Origin of the sequence: Nocardia sp. NBC_00508, assembly GCF_036346875.1 — a bacterium.
In the GTDB taxonomy this organism is placed as follows: domain Bacteria; phylum Actinomycetota; class Actinomycetes; order Mycobacteriales; family Mycobacteriaceae; genus Nocardia.
This window is the reverse complement of record NZ_CP107852.1, coordinates 4,913,532-4,931,304: the sequence shown is the minus strand read 5'-3', so window position 1 is coordinate 4,931,304 and position 17,773 is coordinate 4,913,532. Positions and strand designations below refer to the sequence as shown.

General features: G+C 69.6%; 17 protein-coding genes. 10 read left to right on the top strand and 7 right to left on the bottom strand.

Annotated features, from left to right (window positions below; translation table 11 throughout):
• The first annotated feature begins 76 nt into the window (after window positions 1-76).
• Complete coding sequence (locus tag OHA40_RS21885; RefSeq protein WP_330228754.1) at window positions 77-1,075, top strand: helix-turn-helix transcriptional regulator; 999 nt, start codon at window positions 77-79, stop codon at window positions 1,073-1,075.
• 241 nt (window positions 1,076-1,316) lie between these two features.
• Here OHA40_RS21885 and OHA40_RS21880 read toward each other — a convergent pair whose 3' ends face one another.
• Window positions 1,317-1,769, bottom strand: a complete 453-nt coding sequence (locus OHA40_RS21880; protein ID WP_330228753.1) for a MarR family winged helix-turn-helix transcriptional regulator — start codon at window positions 1,767-1,769, stop codon at window positions 1,317-1,319.
• A gap of 69 nt (window positions 1,770-1,838) precedes the next feature.
• Here OHA40_RS21880 and OHA40_RS21875 point away from each other — a divergent pair, with 69 nt between their 5' ends.
• Window positions 1,839-2,300 (top strand): nitroreductase/quinone reductase family protein, encoded by a 462-nt coding sequence (locus tag OHA40_RS21875; RefSeq protein WP_330228752.1) that lies wholly within the window; start codon window positions 1,839-1,841, stop codon window positions 2,298-2,300.
• A 476-nt stretch (window positions 2,301-2,776) separates the two neighbouring features.
• Complete coding sequence (locus OHA40_RS21870) at window positions 2,777-3,085, top strand: antibiotic biosynthesis monooxygenase family protein (RefSeq protein ID WP_330228751.1); 309 nt, start codon at window positions 2,777-2,779, stop codon at window positions 3,083-3,085.
• Window positions 3,086-3,224: 139 nt separating this feature from the next.
• Here the strand turns inward: OHA40_RS21870 and OHA40_RS21865 are convergent, their stop codons facing one another.
• Window positions 3,225-4,103: an SMP-30/gluconolactonase/LRE family protein gene (locus OHA40_RS21865; RefSeq protein WP_330228750.1), complete on the bottom strand. Its 879-nt coding sequence runs from the start codon at window positions 4,101-4,103 to the stop codon at window positions 3,225-3,227.
• 139 nt (window positions 4,104-4,242) lie between these two features.
• On the opposite strand from OHA40_RS21865, the gene OHA40_RS21860 reads away from it, so the two are divergent.
• The 4 genes from OHA40_RS21860 to OHA40_RS21845 are packed head-to-tail and all read left to right on the top strand — an operon-like array spanning window position 4,243 to window position 7,567.
• The gene (locus OHA40_RS21860; RefSeq protein WP_330228749.1) at window positions 4,243-4,968 is read left to right on the top strand and encodes an alpha/beta hydrolase; all 726 of its coding nucleotides are present in this window, start codon (window positions 4,243-4,245) and stop codon (window positions 4,966-4,968) included.
• 40 nt (window positions 4,969-5,008) lie between these two features.
• Window positions 5,009-5,443, top strand: coding sequence for a hypothetical protein (locus OHA40_RS21855; RefSeq protein WP_330228748.1), 435 nt, complete (start codon window positions 5,009-5,011; stop codon window positions 5,441-5,443).
• Window positions 5,436-6,725: a PPE domain-containing protein gene (locus tag OHA40_RS21850; RefSeq protein ID WP_330228747.1), complete on the top strand. Its 1,290-nt coding sequence runs from the start codon at window positions 5,436-5,438 to the stop codon at window positions 6,723-6,725. The genes OHA40_RS21855 and OHA40_RS21850 overlap by 8 nt, the downstream gene beginning before the upstream one ends.
• A complete protein-coding gene (locus OHA40_RS21845) occupies window positions 6,707-7,567 on the top strand; it encodes an ESX secretion-associated protein EspG (protein WP_330228746.1) in 861 nt (286 codons plus the stop codon). The genes OHA40_RS21850 and OHA40_RS21845 overlap by 19 nt, the downstream gene beginning before the upstream one ends.
• 106 nt (window positions 7,568-7,673) lie before the next feature.
• Here the strand turns inward: OHA40_RS21845 and OHA40_RS21840 are convergent, their stop codons facing one another.
• Entirely contained in the window at window positions 7,674-8,021 is a 348-nt protein-coding gene (locus OHA40_RS21840) for a DoxX family protein (protein WP_330228745.1), read from the bottom strand.
• A gap of 210 nt (window positions 8,022-8,231) precedes the next feature.
• Here OHA40_RS21840 and OHA40_RS21835 point away from each other — a divergent pair, with 210 nt between their 5' ends.
• Window positions 8,232-8,756 (top strand): gamma carbonic anhydrase family protein, encoded by a 525-nt coding sequence (locus OHA40_RS21835; RefSeq protein WP_330228744.1) that lies wholly within the window; start codon window positions 8,232-8,234, stop codon window positions 8,754-8,756.
• Between the two features lie 3 nt (window positions 8,757-8,759).
• Here OHA40_RS21835 and OHA40_RS21830 read toward each other — a convergent pair whose 3' ends face one another.
• Both OHA40_RS21830 and OHA40_RS21825 read right to left on the bottom strand, forming a co-directional pair.
• A complete protein-coding gene (locus tag OHA40_RS21830; RefSeq protein ID WP_330228743.1) occupies window positions 8,760-9,383 on the bottom strand; it encodes a phosphoribosyltransferase in 624 nt (207 codons plus the stop codon).
• Window positions 9,384-9,394: 11 nt separating this feature from the next.
• Complete coding sequence (locus tag OHA40_RS21825; protein WP_330228742.1) at window positions 9,395-10,249, bottom strand: carbon-nitrogen hydrolase family protein; 855 nt, start codon at window positions 10,247-10,249, stop codon at window positions 9,395-9,397.
• A 62-nt stretch (window positions 10,250-10,311) separates the two neighbouring features.
• On the opposite strand from OHA40_RS21825, the gene OHA40_RS21820 reads away from it, so the two are divergent.
• A complete protein-coding gene (locus OHA40_RS21820; RefSeq protein ID WP_330228741.1) occupies window positions 10,312-12,099 on the top strand; it encodes a DEAD/DEAH box helicase in 1,788 nt (595 codons plus the stop codon).
• A gap of 316 nt (window positions 12,100-12,415) precedes the next feature.
• Window positions 12,416-15,958 (top strand): AAA domain-containing protein, encoded by a 3,543-nt coding sequence (locus OHA40_RS21815; protein WP_330228740.1) that lies wholly within the window; start codon window positions 12,416-12,418, stop codon window positions 15,956-15,958.
• On the opposite strand, the gene OHA40_RS21810 is transcribed toward OHA40_RS21815, so the two are convergent.
• Window positions 15,928-17,106 carry an alanine racemase gene (locus OHA40_RS21810; protein ID WP_330228739.1) on the bottom strand — a complete coding sequence of 393 codons (1,179 nt, stop codon included), beginning with the start codon at window positions 17,104-17,106 and terminating at the stop codon, window positions 15,928-15,930. The two genes, OHA40_RS21815 and OHA40_RS21810, sit on opposite strands and share 31 nt — an antisense overlap.
• A gap of 50 nt (window positions 17,107-17,156) precedes the next feature.
• On the bottom strand, window positions 17,157-17,639 hold the full coding sequence (locus OHA40_RS21805; protein WP_330228738.1) for a TetR family transcriptional regulator: 483 nt from the start codon (window positions 17,637-17,639) through the stop codon (window positions 17,157-17,159).
• Window positions 17,640-17,773: the final 134 nt, after the last annotated feature.

Here is a 17,773-nt window from a genome sequence, read left to right as displayed (position 1 = left end):
GGTCCTGCGGGACAACCACGACACTAGGGATCATCTAGGACTGTTCAGGTCCTAGATCTCTGCGATCCTGAATTTCGTGAACGACACCCCAGCCCGATTGCTCCGCCTCCTGTCGCTGCTGCAGACTCCCCGCGAATGGCCGGGCAGCGAACTGGCCGAACGCCTCGGCGTCACCGACCGCACGGTGCGCCGCGATATCGACCGCCTGCGCGAACTCGGCTATCCGGTGGCCGCGACGCTGGGCGCGGCGGGCGGCTACCGGCTGGTGGCGGGCGCGGCCATGCCGCCGCTGCTGGTCGAGGACGACGAGGCCGTCGCCATCGCGGTCGGGTTGCGCGCGGCGGCCGGGTCCGCCGTGGCCGGAATCGAGGAAGCGTCGGTCCGGGCCCTGGCCAAACTCGAGCAGGTGCTGCCCGCGAAATTACGGCGCAGGGTACGGGTCCTGGGCACCGCGTTGACCCCGCCCACCGACGACGGCCCCGCGGTGGACCCCGAAGTACTCGCCACGCTCGCCGCGACCGTGACCAACCGGGAGCGGGTGCGTTTCGCCTATCGCGCCGAGGCAGGCACCGAAACCCGGCGCAATATCGAGCCGGTGGGCCTGGTGCCCCTCCGGCGGCGCTGGTATCTGGTCGGCTACGACCTCGACCGCGCCGACTGGCGGGTCTATCGCGTCGACCGGATCTCCCGTCCACAGCCCACCGCCGCGCGCTTCACCCCGCGCCCACTACCCGCCGCCGACGCCGCCGCCTACGTGACCGGGAGCCGAACCGACTGGGGCACACCGGCATTCCGGATTCGAGCGACCGTAGACGCCCCGGTCCACCGGGTAGCGGGGCGGCTGGGCGACGGTCCAGGCGAGGTCGTCGCGATCAATGAGCACTCCTGCCGGATCGATGCGGTCCGGGACGACTCGCCGGAATGGCTGGCGCACCGGCTCCTCGGGCTGGGAGCGGACTTCCAGGTGTCCGAGCCACCGGAGCTGATCGCACAACTGCGCGTCATCGCTCATCGGATCGACCGCGCGGTGACCACGAATCCAGGGCCGAGCACCGGCGCCAGACGAGCTCGATAAGCGAATCGCGCCGATCGCCGGTGCACGACTCGTGCCGGACCGTGTGGCAGACCCCGGCCGTCGCGATGACGAGCTGACGCCCGAGAGCCTCCGCCCGGCTTGCCACGACATCGGGACTTCAACCACGTGGCGCGGGTTCCTCCGCCCCACGACCAAGCGCGCGTCCCGGCGTTCGGTTGGCGCAGCCGAGGCGGATGGTCCGCGCAACGATCTGAACCTGACATACCCGCATCCGACGAGTTCAGGCCTGCCGATTCGGCATGATTCCGTCGAGCACCTTGCCGGACAGTCGGCCGAGGGTTTCCAGCTCCTCTTCGGACAACTGCGCCGCCAGCGTTTCCGCAAGGACCGAACCGTAGACGCGGCGGGCCTTTCGCAGCGCGACACGCCCCTCGGGGGATAGCGTCGCCCGCACCTCCCTGCGGTTGCGCTCCACTGGTCCGCGGACCACCCACGCGCGCTTCGCCAATCGGTCGACGATCCGCGTGAGCCCGCCAGGAGTGACGGCGAGCGCCTTCGCCAGATCACCCATCCGCAGGCCGTCCGACTCGGTTGCCAGCCAGGCCATCAGGTCGTGCTCGACTAGTGAGCACGCGGCCTCCGCGGTGAGGCGGGCGTCCAACTGCTGTCCCACCGCGGTATGGACCAGGTGGAGGTTGCGCCAGCTGAGCATGGCGGGGCTCGGTCGGCTCATGCCGGACAATGTAGCCGATCCGCTGATACTTTCCTCGACAAGTATTGTCGAGAAAAGTATCCTGGGCGCATGGTGTTCGACAGCAAACGCGGAACCTATGGCCGACGCAACCAGTCCTCCGGGCCGGTCACTCGATGGCTCAGCAAGCGCATGATGAACTGGCATCGGCGCAAAGGCGGGAAATTTCAGGGAATGGATGTGCTCGTCCTCACCACGACAGGTGCCAAGACGGGACAGACGCGGCAGACGTCGCTGGCCTGGTTCCCGGATGGTAAGGACGCGTGGCTGATCGTCGCCTCGGCGGCCGGAGCACGAGGTAATCCCGCGTGGTTCCACAATATCGCGGCGCACCCGGACCAGGTCTCAGCCGAGTTTCCCGATCGGACGATTCATGTTGTGCCGTCGCAACTCACCGGCGCGCGCAGAGCGGCTGCCTGGGAGCGGATCACCGCGGCCGAGCCCCGCTACGCGAAGTATCAGCAGGCCACCGATCGTGTCCTCCCGATTATCCGACTCGTTCCCGCGGAATAGGACTGAGCCTGTCCACTTCCACAGCCCAGAGCGACGACCGAGCATCAACGTCCGACGAACGCGGTGACCGGATCGCGCCGATCATCGGTGCACACGGCGCCGGATCGCATGCCTGGCACTACCAGCCACGTCCGATACTCGTGGCCAGCTCTGGTGTCCGGATGAGATCGACTGCGGCGGTTGGGTTTCCGTGAATGGGCCTGGAGCAGTATCGGATTGGTGCGCCCATGTTCGCGGTCGACGACAAGTATGAGCCGACCGCGTGTCCGGATCTGTGGGTAGGAAGTCCTTGAGCAGTCACGTGGGCATGAAGACACTGGTCTGTGGCGCCCGAGCAACTCGCGACTCGGCGGTTGCGCGGTTGCATTGTGATGTTCGTTCTGGAACAAGACATTCCGGCTCACGGCGGGTCGGTGCGCAATCGGCCACCGCGAGTTCTCCGGTCACGAAGAACCCACCAACGGATAGGCACTCGTATGACGGACAACGGAATCACCTTCATCAACGTCCTGGAAATACCTGCCGAGCAGATCGACGAATTCATCGAGAACTGGCACGAACGGGCAAAGATCATGCGGGAGGCACCCGGCTTCCGGGACGTACGTCTGCACCGGGCGCTCCTGCCGCACGCACGATTCCAACTCGTCAACGTCGCCCACTGGGACAGTGCCGAAGCCTGCGCAGCCGCCGGGGCCAACGCGACGGTCGTAGCGTCGGTGGACGCTGCCAGGCAGGTCGCCAGCGCAAACCCGGCACTCTACGAAGTCGTGGCCGAATACCTCTGAAACGCGGTGTCCTCCCGGCAGACCGCGGAGTCGAATGGTGGCTCAACCGTGCGGTTGAGCCACCCTTTCACTACGCTCGGCCCCATTACGCTGCCCGTCATTGCGGAGACGATGCCCTGGCCGGTAGTCGGGCGATAGGTCAGCGGGCGAGGTGGATGCGGAGGATGGCGCCGTTTTCAGTGCTCGCGAGCAGTTCGTCCGAGCGGCCGGGAACGGCGGCGACGGCGGTCATGGGCTGGCTGTCGAGGACGGCGCACGCGGCGCCGTCCGCGGGATCGACGCGGACCAGCTGGCCGGTCAGAGTGGTCACGTAGAGGACACCCGCCGGGTCGACCAGGAGGTCGTCGGCGAAATCCGGCAGGCCGGCCAGCGGCGAGGAGAGGTCGGCGACGGTGCTGCGGTCGGCGGGCGCGGCGAGCGGGATGCGGACGATCCGGCCGAGCGGGCCGCCGTTGGCGGTCACGTACAGCATGTCGTCGTGCACGGCGGCGCCGTTGGCGGCGAGTCCGGCCACGGGCTTGCCCCAAGCGGCGTCGACGACTCCGTTCGGACCGACCTTGACCACGCCGGAAAGCCCTGCGACGTAGAGGTTTCCGCTCGGGTCGAATGCCGCGCCATTCGGCATCGTGAAGCCGGAGACGAAGACTTCCGGCTTCGGCGCGGCCGCGCTCGGATCGAAGCGGATCACCCCGCCGGGACGAACAACGCTGATCGGCGCGTCACCGTAGACGACGTAGAGCAGTCCATCCGGGCCCGGCCGCACGGCGCCGGGAAATTCCACCGGGACGGCCGCGGTGAGCCTGCCCGCGGCGTCGTAGCGCTGGACCTCGTTGCGGTTGAGCCGGGAGACCCACAGATTGCCCTGCGCGTCGTACCCCAGGTTCTCCGCCCAGTCGAGCAACGGCAGCCCGGCGGGCACGGCGGTAGCCGCCACGGCGGGGCCGCAGGAGGCGACCGACGGGGCCGCGGAGGCGACCGGCGCGAACGCACCGGCAAGGGCTACCGCGGCGGCGGACAAGACCCAGGCGCCTCGACGGCAGATGGTTCGCAACGGGCACCTCGGCTCGGGAAAGGGGCGGGTCGCCGCGCAGTTTAGCCGCCTTTACCGAAAAATTGTGCTGTCCCATCCGCGACACGATCTTTGGCACTATCGGTGAATGCCATTCTTCGACGGCGCGCGCGGCCGGATGCACTATCGGCGGTGGCCGATCGAAAACCCGCTGTGCACGGTGGTCTTGCTACCCGGCATCGGTCAGAACACCGGGCATTATCACCGCTTCGCCCGCGCGATGCGACCCACCGAGGCCGAGGTATGGGCGCTGGATACCTCCGGACATGGACTGAGCGAGGGCGACCCGGAGCGGCCGGGCACCCTGACGGAGCTGGTGGACGACGCGACGCGCCTCGTCGGGCTGGTCCGGGCCGACCAGCCGCGGCTGCCGGTGATCCTGATGGGCCACTCGCTCGGCGCGGTCACGGCACTGGCCATGCTCGGCGCCGCGGTGCCGGATTCGGGGGAGGCGATACCGGATTCGGCCGCCTTCGCGCGGGACTACCCGCTGCGGCCCGCACTCCCCCCACATGAGCTGGCGGGACTCGTGCTGTCCGGCGTCCCGAAGCGCGCGCTGGGCGGCGGCGTTCCCGGCGCGCCGGGAACGCCACTGCCACGCGCACTTCCGGTGCTCGCGGTGCACGGTGTAGACGATCGGCGCGCGCCGATCGATGCAATCAGGGTATGGACTAGCCGCCACGAATCGGTAGATTTACGGCAGTACACCGACGCAGGGCACGACCTGCTGCACGAGCCGGTGCACACGCGGGTCACTGCCGACATCGCGGACTGGATACAGGGTGTCGTCGTGGGGTTGGCACGGCATCCTTGAAACCGAACACGCTCTTCGGACGAGGAAGGGGGACGGGCAGATGCCATCGCAGGAGAACGGGTTCGGCGGAGAGCCACCCGCCGAGGTCACCGCGCCCGGTATCGACGTCACCGCACTGAACCGTGCGGTCGACGACGGTTCACTGTGGATCGACGGCCTACTGGTCGCCGACGGCGCACACGAACGGTGCGCGCGCCAGTACGAGCAGCTCGCCGACCAGGTGGAGGCACAGATCCGCATCTTGAGCGCGGCCACGTCGCTGCCCGGCTTCGGCGGATTCGCCTCGGGTGACGCACTGCGCGACGGTTTCGAGCGCAAAGCCGACGGCGCGATCGCCCGGCTGAGCGAATATGCCACCGCGGCACGGGAACTCGCGCAGACCTTCCGCGCCGCCGCCGCGGCGTATCAGCAGGCCGACCAGGCGCAGGCCATGGCGGTCGAGCGGATCGACGTGACGGGAGCGGCGCATGCGTAAGATGCCGCGCGCCGGTGAGCGGGCGACCCATCGGCGCACCGACCCCGCGTACTCGCCGAACGTAGAGGTCTTCGACAACCTCACCCACGCGGAGATCCACGCCAAGGTCCAGCTGCTGCAGCCCGCTGTGCTGGCGGGCGGCCAGCAGGCCTGGGGCGACGCCGCGGCCAATCTCGCCGACGCGATATTCCAGGCGCACAACGCGATTCGCGCCGCCATCGCCGACGGCTGGCGCGGCGCCGCGGCCGAGAACGCGGACGCCGTGGTGCGCGTGTTCGAGCAGAGCGGCCAAGACCTCGCTGACGTCTTCGCCGTGGTCTCGCAACGCCTCGGCCAGGCAGGCGACGCGGCGGAGGCGCTGCGTGCCGCGGTGTCCGAACCTTCCGGCGGCACGCCGGATCTCGGTGCGGCGCTGCTCGATCCGGATCAGGCGACCAGCAATGTCGAGGGCCAGAAGGCGAGCGAGCACGCACGCCAGGATGTCGTGCGCGCGATGAATGACATCTACGCGGGCGTATTCATCCGGACCGGCACCGACGTGCCCGCGTTCCCCGATGAGGCGGACGACGACCCGACACCTGCGCCATCCACCGCCACACCGGCGAGCAAAGTAGCCGCAAACGTCTCGATTTCGCCTGACGCGCAGTCGATTCCGCTCGAACACACCCCGCAGCGCCCGAGCTGGACGACGGATCCGAGCGCGGCCCCAACCGACCGGGTCCTCGCCGAGGACAGCCCCACGACGACCACCGCAGGCGTCACGCAGGCGGGTACCACGATCACGGGCGATACTCCGGCGACGACCACTCCCCGGGTTGTGCCCGCCGCCGACACACCGCCCTCGACGGTCCCGGCCGCGTCCGGGATCCGCACCGTTCCCACCGCGAGCTCATCCGGACCGGCGACCGCCCCCGCATCGGTGGGCAACGAGTCGGTCATCGTGCCGGGCGCGGGCAGCCAGCTCCCACCAGAGGAGCAACGCAAGCGTGACGAGCGGCGCAAAGACAACGACAGCAATAATGCGGTCACCGGCCTCGGCGCGGGCGCGGTGGGCGGTCTGATGGGCGGTGCGCTGGCCGCGGCCGACACCCCGCGCTCGGGGGCGAGCCCGGCCGCGAACGCGGCGGGCGCGCGGGCGGTCTCCGTCGACGACGAAGACGACGAGTTCGACCTGGACGATCTCCCCACCTTCCTGGAGCCCTCCGACGACGGCGGTGACCTCATCGGGTCGCTCGACCCGACCACGCCGCCCGTGCTGGGCGAATGGGCCGAGTACGAGTGAACTGGACGCTGACCCCGGACCAGTTCGCGCTGGCTTGGTCGCGCACCGACGGAGATCGAATCCCGTATCCCCTCGCGGTGCGCCTGTCCGCCCGCGACGCCGGCGAGCGCGCCGCGCAACAGCCCGCGCTCGAGCATTGGTGCGATCAGGTGCTGGACGCGGATCTGGAAGCGGCGCTGCGCGTTCTCGCGCAGCCGGACCTACGGATCGAGGTGTTCGGTCAGCGTGATCCGGCCCCCGCCCCGCACACCTGCGCTCCGCGCGAGGACGGCGGGCCGCTGACGCCACCCCCCGCATCGGCGACAGATGGCGACGCACCCGGCGCGGCGGCGCGACCGGTCCGGATTCTCGGCGCCGTCTCCGGGAACGTCGCGGTGGTCGCGGCGCAGCGCCCCGGTGCGACGCCCGACCGCGGCGGCGATGTGCGGTTGTTCGTCGGCGGCTCGAAAAGTCTGTGCGCGCGGGTGGTTTCGATGCTGCCGGAAAACGCCCCTGGCAACCTCCCGCGCCTGACGGCTCCCCTCGCGCAGGTCGGCCAAGACAGCCGCAACCTGGTGACCGTCCCGGTCGCCGGTCCGTCCACTCCGGCCCGGATCCGCAGGTTGCTGAAACAGCCGCGCGAAGGCATCGGCCAGATCGTCGTCTCCGCCCGCCGCGGCGCGGGCGAGCCGCGCCCGTTCGGCGTGCTGTGCTGGATCGACGTCGTCGCGGACGGCCGATACGCGGTGCGCACCGGCACCGACGTCGATATCGTCGCCGTCACCGCGGAGCGGTTCGCCGCCCAACTGCGCCCCCTGGTCACCGCGGCCGCACGCACGTCAACGGCCTACGCTCAGCGCTGAACCGCCCGACGGCCAGGCTCGGTATGGAACTCCTCTGCAACGAGATTCCGGCCCGGGACGAATACGTCCCGGGCCGGAATCTGCTGGCGCAGTCGCGGATTCGAGTTCAGATGGCCAGCTGAAGAGCCAGGGTGGCGATCGCCGGGGCCATGTACAGCAGAGGGAACGGAGTGGTCTTGTAGGAGCGAGCGCGCAGGGTGGTCACAACGGCACCGGCGAAGTAGAGGATGAGACCGATGGCGGCGGCCACGCCCACGACCGGGATGAAGAAGCCGACTACGAGGCCTACCGCCCCGGCGCCTTTGGCCAAGCCGAGCCAGTTCCACCAGGACTTCGGTACGCCGTATTCCACCAAAGGCTCCACGACGAACTTCTGCCCTGTGACGATGGAGTAGGCCGAGAAGCCGATCCACAAGGCTGCCAGGACACCAACGATGTAATAAGCGGTGGTCATCGGAATCACATTCCCTTCAACAGTTTCGTTTTCCGTGTCTGTCGAGGTGACGATGTACCGGCCGCCGGTGTGACATCTGCTTAGCGCACGTCCGACACGGCAGCGTCGTATCCAGGCGCCGGGTTACCCCGACGCGGCGGCCATCGTGGGCCGACACGGCCGATCGGGGCATCGGGCCGACGCCGTGATCCGACCGCTTACGGTGTACGAGTGCCACTCTATGAATTCGAAGGCAAACGGCCCCAGGTCGATCCGTCGGCGTTCATCGCCCCGACCGCGACGCTGATCGGCGACGTGCGGGTCGAGGCGGGCGCCTCGATCTGGTACGGCGCGGTGCTGCGCGCGGACCTGGCGCCGATCGTCATCCGGGAACGCGCCAATATCCAGGACAACGCGGTCCTGCACGTGCCGCCGGACGTGCCGATGGAGATCGGCTCCGGCGCGACCATCGCGCACAGCGTCGTGTTCCACGGGGCCACGGTCGGCGCCGACACCATCATCGGCAACGGCACCACGGTGCTGGACCTGGCGAAGATCGGGGCGGGCAGCATGATCGCCGCGCATTCGCTGGTCCCGCCCGGCGCCGAGATCCCCGACGGTGTGCTCGCCGCGGGATCACCCGCCGAGGTCAAGCGCCCGATCGAGGGCACCCAAGCCCAGGTGTGGGTCCAGCTGAACCCCGGCTTCTACGCGGACCTGGCGCAGCGCCACCGCAAGGGCATCGCGGAACTCTGAGCGTCAGCACAACAGCGCGGTGACCTCGGCGTCGCCGAGCTGATGGAAGTCACGGTAGGCGCCACCGACACCGCCGAGCGAGCGTGGCACCCACGGGCAGACCACCTCGTCGGCCTCGGCCTCGGCTCGGCGCATCGCCTCCGTGGAGGCGACCGGGATCGCGGCCACGACCCGTGCGGGCTGGTGCAGGCGCGCGACCCGGCAGGCGGCCACGACGGTGGCGCCGGTCGCCATCCCGTCGTCGACGATCACCACGGTGCGGCCCTCCAGCGGGATCGGTTGGGCATCCCCGCGCAGCATCTGTTTGCGCCGTTCCAGCTCGGCGCGCTCGCGAGCCTCGATCGAAGCCACCTGCTGCGTCGATACCCCCGTGTGCGCCAGCACATCCGGGTTGAGCACCCGCACACCGTCCTCGCCGACGGCGCCCATGGCCAGCTCCGGTTGCCACGGCACACCCAGCTTGCGGACCAGGAGGACGTCGAGATCACCGCCGATCACCTCGCGCACCGCGGCGGCCACCGGGACCCCGCCGCGCGGCAGGCCGAGCACCAGCGGGTTCGACGCCCGCAGGTGTTCCAGATACGCACCCAGCGCGCGACCGGCCGAGGCCCGATCGGTGTAGACCATCGATCCGAACGCTACTCCGGTCCGCGCTCGGTGATCGTGAATCTGCGCAACGCGAGGCTCGGGTTGGTGACGCGCACCTTGCTCAGGTAGGCGAGGTCTATTCCGGCGGTCAGCACACCCGGCTCGTCACCCAGTTCGGCGAGCACCGCGCCGGTCGGGTCCACGATCATCGAGGCGCCCGAACCCCGGGGCGCGGCCTGATCGGCGGCGGCCACGTAGACCGTGTTCTCGATGGCACGCGCGCGCACCAGCGTGCTCCACTGGTCCACCTTCCCCGGCCCGGGAATCCACTGCGCGGGCAACAGCAGCACCTGCGCACCCGCGGCGGCCACCCGGCGCGCGCCCTCGGGGAAGCGCAGATCGAAGCAGGTCTGCATGCCGAATGTCACATCACCGACCAGGAATGTGGCGGGCGTCTCGATCGCGCCCGGCTCGACCACGTCGGATTCGAGGTGCCCGAAGGCGTCGTAGAGGTGCACCTTCCGGTAGCACGTAACCAGGACGCCATCGGGTCCGAGCACGACGAGAGTGTTTCGGATACGGTCACCTCCCGGGGCGACCTGCTCCACCATCCCGGCGACCAGGAACACCCCGAACTCGCGTGCGATATCGCCGAGGCCGGTGACGAATGGGCCGGTCAGCGGCTCGGCGACGGCCACGACCCGCTCGTCGAGCCGGGTCACGGCAAACATCGAGTATTCCGGCGCGACGACCACGCGCGCCCCGCGCTCGCGGGCCGTGCGCACGTGTTCGCGCAGCGCGGCGAGGTTGGCCGAGGGATCGGTCGAGGGGGCGAACTGGACGACCGCCACGTCCAGCTGTTCCGGCGTCCGATCCTGATGCGCGGGCGAGTCGTCCAGTTGCATAGGTCTCACCGTATTGGGGCGGTGGCCGGGACGACCAGCACGAGGCAGTAAACTCCTGGTCAATGAGCACCAATCAGGTCGACAGCGTTCCTGGCGACGACGACAGGGACAAAGACGGCCCGTCCTTCGCCGATCTCGGGATCGATGACCGCATCCTCGCGGCCATCGCCGACGTCGGTTACGAATCGCCTTCGCCGATCCAGGCGGCGACGATTCCCCCGCTGCTCTCCGGCGCCGACGTCGTGGGTCTCGCGCAGACCGGCACCGGCAAGACCGCCGCCTTCGCCATCCCGATCCTGATGGGACTCGAGGTCACCGGCCGGAGCCCGCGGGCCCTCGTGCTGGCCCCGACCCGCGAGCTTGCGATCCAGGTCGCGGAGGCGTTCGGCCGCTACGCCGCGCACATCCCCGGCCTGCACGTGCTGCCCATCTACGGCGGCCAGAGCTACGGCGTCCAGCTGTCCGGCCTGCGCCGCGGCGCGCACGTCGTGGTCGGCACGCCGGGCCGGGTCATCGATCACCTGGAGAAGGGCACGCTCGACCTGTCGCAGCTGCAGTACCTGGTGCTCGACGAGGCCGACGAGATGCTCAAGATGGGCTTCCAGGAGGACGTCGAGCGCATCCTCGCCGACACACCCACGGACAAGCAGGTGGCGCTGTTCTCCGCGACCATGCCCGCCGCGATCCGCAAGATCTCCAAGCAGTACCTGCACGATCCGGTCGAGATCACGGTCAAGGCGAAGACCTCGACGGCCACCAACATCACCCAGCGCTGGGTGCAGGTCTCGCATCAGCGCAAGCTGGACGCGCTCACCCGGGTGCTCGAGGTCGAGTCGTTCGAGGCGATGATCATCTTCGTCCGCACCAAGCAGGCCACCGAAGAGCTCGCGGAAAAACTGCGCGCCAGGGGCTTTTCCGCCGCCGCGATCAACGGCGACATCGCCCAGAACCAGCGCGAGCGCACCATCGGCCAGCTGAAGTCCGGTGCGCTCGACATCCTGGTCGCCACCGACGTCGCCGCGCGCGGACTGGACGTGGAGCGGATCTCGCACGTGGTCAACTACGACATTCCGCACGACACCGAGTCCTACGTGCACCGGATCGGCCGCACCGGCCGCGCCGGACGCAGCGGCGAGGCATTGCTGTTCGTCGCGCCGCGCGAGCGGCACCTGCTCAAGTCGATCGAGCGGGCCACCCGGCACCCGCTGACCGAAATGCAGCTACCCAGCGTGGAAGACGTCAACGCCCAGCGCGTCACCAAGTTCGGCGACACCATCACCGAGAACCTCACCTCGTCGAATCTGACGCTGTTCCGCAAGCTGATCGAGGACTACGAGGCCGAGCACAACATTCCGCTGGCCGATATCGCGGCGGCGCTGGCGATCGGCTCGCACGACGGCGACAACTTCTTCATGGAACCCGAGCCGGAGCCGGTCGAGCGGCCGCAGCGCGACCGGACGCTACGCGAGCGGCCCTCCCGGCGGTTCGACGAGGACCGGGGCGGCTCGCAGCACCGCGTCAGCGGAACCGAGCTGGCGACCTACCGGATCAGCGTCGGCAAGCGCCATCGCGTGGTGCCCGGCGCGATCGTCGGCGCCATCGCCAACGAAGGCGGCCTGCGCCGCAGCGATTTCGGGCACATCAGCATCCGTCCCGACCACAGCCTCGTGGAGCTGCCCGCGCAACTGCCCGCGGAGACGCTGGAGGCATTGCGGCGCACCAGGATCAGTGGTGTGCTGATCCAGTTGCAGCTGGACTCGGGTCCGCCGCAGCATCGCTCGTTCACCCGTGGCCCGCGCAGGGAGCGCGAGGGCGTCAAGCGACCGGAGCGCCGTAAGCCACGCTCCTGAACCGGGGAGGGTACGCCCGAGGTAGACGCATAGAAGACGCAGCCGGACGAAGTCCGTCCACAGCCCGCGCCGGGCCGAGCGCAGGCGAGGCAGCCGCATAGAAGACGCAGCCGGACGAAGTCCGTCCACAGCCCGCGCCGGGCCGAGCGCAGGCTCGAGCAGCCGCTCATGCGCCGGGCCGAGCGCAGGCTCGAGCAGCCGCTTATGCGCCGGGCCGAGCGCAGGCGAGGCAGCCGCCTAGCTACAGTGTTGCCGTCGGTGCGTAACGAGGCGCACGCGGCAGCGGGTGTCCCGCGAAGACACAGGAGGGCCGCGTTTGTTCGTTTTCGGTGATCGTGTCGTCTGCACCGCCGTCGATCTCGTGCGCGCAGCGCACTGCGAGTTCGCAGTGTTGCGCGCCCTCGACACCGAACTGGGCACCCTCCCGGCCGAACCCGGCACCGCCGCACCGGCGTCCGAACTCGAACACAGAATCGATGGTGTTCGGCAACGCCACCTCGCCGACTACCGTGCCCGCTTCGCCGGCGCGGTGGTGCAGATCGACCGGCCACCGGACGACTCGGGAGGCCCGGCCGAGCAGGTCGCGGCGCTGACGGCCGCGCACACCGACACCATCGCAGCCCTGCGCGCGGGCGCACACGTCGTTCACGGCGCGACTTTCTTCGACGGTCGATTCCATAGCTCCTGCGACTTTCTGGTACGCGCGGAACACCGAGTCCGTTACACCGTGCACGGTGTCGTGCCCACGGCGGCCGATCGAGTGGGCGCCGCGCTCGAGCTCGCCGCCTGTGCTGCGGCACTGGACCATTCGGGCGCGCTGACCGCACCGTTCGTCCGGCTGCACCTCGGTGCGGAGAGCACCGCCGAAGCGCTGAGCGAGCTCCTTCCGGTGTGCCGCGCACGCAGGCGCCGGGTGGAGCGCATCGTGGACGAGAAACTCGGCGAACTGCTGCCGGTCCAGTGGGGCGACCCTCGCTATCTCGCCTGCGGCCGCTGCCGGACCTGTACCGCCGCCCTTTCGGCCGCGCGCGATCTGCTGCTGGTGGCCGGCATGCCATCGGCGATCCGCGCTCGTCTGCGCGAAGCCGGAGTGAGCACCATTGATCGGCTGGCCGCCGCCGAGGTCGCGGTACCGGATGTGCCGGCGCGCGCCGTCACAGCGCTGCGCCGCCAAGCGGAAACCCAACTGCGACGTGAAGATTCGGGTGCGCCCACGTACACGCTGACCGACGCGACCGCGCTCGGCGCGCTGCCACCGTCCTCCCCCGGCGACCTCGCGCTCACCATCGAGGGCGGCGAACGGGTGCCCCGCACGGTCGAGATCGGCGGACCGGACATTGTGCACCTGTCGCTGCGTTGGCCGTTCGGCACGGACGAGCTCGACGGCGCCGCAGAACGCCGCGCGCTCGGGCAGGTGCTCGACTATCTGGCCCAGCGGCGGCGGATGTATCCGGATCTGCATATCTACCACTACACCTCGGCGGTGCGCACGGCGCTGCTGCGCTGCATCGGGCGGCACGGCATCGGCGAGGAGTTCGTGGACGAATTGCTCCGGGCGGGTGTCCTGGTCGACCTGTACCCGGTCCTCCGCAACGCGATGATCATCGGCGAGCCGTCCTACGACCTGAGCACGCTGCAACAACTGTGGCCCGATGCGGAGCATTCGCCCGATGCGAGCGACACCGACACCGTACTGCGGCTGCGTGATTGGCTGCTCGACTGTGGTTCCGGGCAGCGTATCGAACTCCACCGCCTCTCCGCGTCTTCAGACCGTACCAGTCGAGTGACCCGGGAATTGTGTTCAGGTCCCGCGTCGAATGCCATTCGAACCCTGGACGTACCCGGCGAGTTACCCATGTGCTTGCTGAACCCGTCATCGCGTCGGGACGCGATCCAGGTGAGGACCGTGTCGAGTCCGCGGACCCGAGCCAGTTCGTTGCACACCGTCCCGGGCGAGCCCGATCTCATGCCGCCGTCCCGGCCGTCGTCACTGGAGGCTGCCCTCGCGGAATACGCAGCGGGACTCGGTGTTCCGCTGCACCCGTCGGCTCTGATGGCCGCCGCGCTCGGCTATCACCGGCGCGAGCGGCAGCCGCTGTTGTGGGCACATGCCGACCGGCTCAGCCACCCGGTGGACGAATGGCCCGATGCGGCCGGGGTTCTGGTCGCCGACTGGGGCACGGTGGACACCAAATGGCATCGCCGCCCCGACCGCCCGGCCATGCGGCGGTATCTGACGCTGACCGGCCGGATCGGAACCGGCTCGAGCGGCGCCGCGGGGCCGAGCGTCCTCGCCCCCGGCACCACCGTCTACACCTTCTACGACCCCCCGCCACCCGTGGGCATGGTCACCACCGTCGGCCGGCGGGCCACCGCGACGGCGACGGTGCTCGGCTGCTCGGTGGACACCGAGTTCGACGACACCGTCCGGCTGGAGGAACTGCTGCCCGAAGGCTGCGAACCCTACGACGAGCTGCCGACCGCCATCGCACCCGGCCTACCCGCGTGGGACGAGAACGCCGAACTGGCGGTCGAACTCGCGGCGCAGCAGTTGCTCATGACCTTGCCGGACTCGCCCCGGGAGGCAATCTTCGACATTCTCACGCGCCGCCCGCCCCGGCTGCACGGCGGCGCCAGGCTGCCCGAGGTGCACGGCGACCACGCGGCCGCGATCACCGCCGCGGTGCGCGCGCTGGACCGCTCGTACGTCGCGGTGCAGGGACCGTCGGGGACCGGGAAGAGCTCGACCGCGGCCCGGGTGCTGGAGCGCCTGGTCACCCGGCACAACTGGCGGATCGGCATCGTGGCGCAGGACCACGCGACCGTGGAGAACCTGCTCGACGCGATCGTGCGAGTCGGCGTGCTGCCGGAGTTGGTCGCCAAGAAGGACGCGGCGGCTCTCGCCCCGGAGTGGGCCGTGATCGACGCCGCCCGCTACCCGCGTTTCCTGGACAACGCGATCAGCGGCTGCGTACTCGGCGGCACTCCAGCCGATTTCGCCAACGACGATCTGGTGCCGCGCGAGGGTCTCGACCTGCTCGTGGTCGCCGACGCCGGCCGCTTCGCGCTGGCCGAAACCGTGGCCGTCGCCGCGAGCGCGCGCAACCTGCTGCTGCTCGGCGATCCGGTGCCGTCCACCCCGCGCGGCACCCACCCTGCTCCGGTCGGCGAATCGGTGCTCGGCTGGCTGACCGAGGGCCGCCAGACCCTGCCCGCCGAGCGCGGCTACTTCCTGGACCGCACTTGGCGCATGCATCCCGCGGTGTGCGAACCCATTTCCCGGCTGTACTACGACGGACGCCTGCGGTCCAATGAAACCGTCACGCTGGCACGGCATCTGGACGCCGAGGAGCCCGGCGTGCACACCGTCCTGGTCGACCACTACGGCAATGCCACCACCTCGCCCGCCGAGGCACGCGAGGTGGTGCGCCGGGTCCGCGCGCTGCTCGGCATGTCCTGGACGATCGGCGCGACGACGCGCAGGCTGCACCCGCACGACATCTTCGTGATCGCGCCGTACGCCGCGCAGGTCGCGCGGATACGGACCATGCTCGCCCGAGCCAAGATCGAAGACGTGCTGGTGGGCACGCCGGATCGGTTCCGCGGCAGGGAAGCGGCGGTGGTGCTGCTTTCGATGACCACCTCCAGCCCCGCCGACGCCCCCTACGGCATGCCGTCGCTGTTGTCGCGCGGCTTGATCCGCGCCGCGCTGTGCCGGGCCATGTGGAGGGCGATCATCATCCGGTCCCCACTGCTCACCGAGTACTTGCCCGCCACCGTGGAGGAACTGGCCGACCTGGGCGCATTCCTGCGGCTGGCGGACAGCGGTCAGCCGAAGCAGACACCCTCGCCGCGGTAGGTCGGCACGGCGACGCGGGAGCCGTCGGTGTCGACCAGATACACCGTATCGAACCGCTCGCACAGTTCACCGGCCTTCGCGTGCCGGAACCACACCCGATCACCGATCCGCAGTTCCGCGGCGCCCGACAGCGGTGTCTGCACCTCTCCCGCGCCTTCGGTGCCGAGCAGCTTCAATCCGCTGGGCCACACCGGTTTCGGCACGCGAGACGGCCCAGCCGGGCCGGAGGCGATGTAGCCGCCCGCGAAGACGGTGGCGATCTTCCGCGCGGGCCGCCGCAGCACGGGCGTGGCGAAGTAGAGTGCGGGCCTCGGGGTGAACGATCGGTAGTGGTCGAACAGCGTCGGCACGTACAGGCCGGAGCCGGCGGTCACCTCGGTCACGTCCGGGTCGGCGACGCTGACTTCGATGGATCCGGAGCCGCCGCTGTTGACGATCTCCAGCTTGCCGGTCACCGAGCGGACCGCGTCGAGCACTTTCGCCCGCCGCTTGGCGATCTCCGCCGCGGACACCCGCTTCACCAACCGCACCGCGGCACTCGCGTCGGGCAGCCCGGCGATCTGCGCCTCGTAGGTCATCACGCCCACCACGTCGAAGCCACGACGCAGCGCGGCGCTCGCCAGGGCGGCCGCTTCCTGCGGCGTGCGCACCGGGGACCGGCGGACCCCGAGATGCAGCGGGCCGATCCGCAGGGAGGCGTCCACGTCCAAACAGACCCGGGGGTGCGCGCGGTCGGTGCCCAGGGCGGCGCGGATCAGGTCGAGTTGAGCGATGTCGTCGATCATGAGCGTGATCGATCGCAGCAGGATGTCGTCGGCGGCCAGTTCCGCCAGCGCGGCCCGGTCCACGCTGGGATAGCCGAGCAGGACGTCTCGGGCCCCGTGCCGCACCAGCCAGATGGCCTCACGCAGGGAGTAGGACATGATGCCCGCGAAGCCGCCCGCGGCGGTGAGATCCGTGCCGAGGACTTCGGCGAGAACGGCGCGGCAGCGCACGGATTTGCTGGCCACCCGCATCGGGACACCGCCAGCGCGACGCACCAGGTCGGCGGCGTTGGCGCGCAGCGCGGCCAGGTCGAGGGCGGCCAAGGGCGGGTCCAGCTCGGCGGTGGCCGCGTGCAGGCCCGGGATCGGCGACGTCTCGGTCACCAGGACAACTCAACCATCAAACTGGTCGATCGTCCAGTACTTCCGGTGTGCTACCGGTCGGTCCCTTTCGCGGCCATGGCGCCGACCAGGTCATCCAGCACCACCAGCATGGCCTCGTCGTTACAGTCAGCCAGCCAGCGCAGAACGGCGCCTCGGACGAGCGAGACAACATAGGCCGAGATCGACTCCACCGGTTCGAGCCATTGCGTGCCCGACCGCTCGGTGCACAGCTCCAGGAACGCGGCGACCTCGGTTTCCATGCCCTGGTAGGCCGCCGACGCGATCGGGTCGGCGACGCGGTCGGTCCGCATGTCCCAGCGAGCGCGCAGCAGCTGCACGGCCGCTTCGTATGCTCTGATGTGCTTGGACGGAGCGGCTGCGATCAAGGGCCAGTACGCACTGACCCCGGCGTGCAGCAGCACCCGCAGCGCGCGAACCCCGGTGTAATCGAGCGTGGCCGCTGCCTCTTCGACCGCCTCGCGTATAGCAGGCCGCAGCCGATCCTTCGTAATTACTTCTCCACCTGCGCTCAACGACGACTCCCTAGGCGAAAGAACTCACGCACCTCGGTCGGCGCGACTCGCTGAACATGGCGGGCAACTTCTGGAAAACCCGCGCTGCCCGGTCCAACGTGCATCAATGTTAGAGGTTTTTCCGGGTTTAGAAA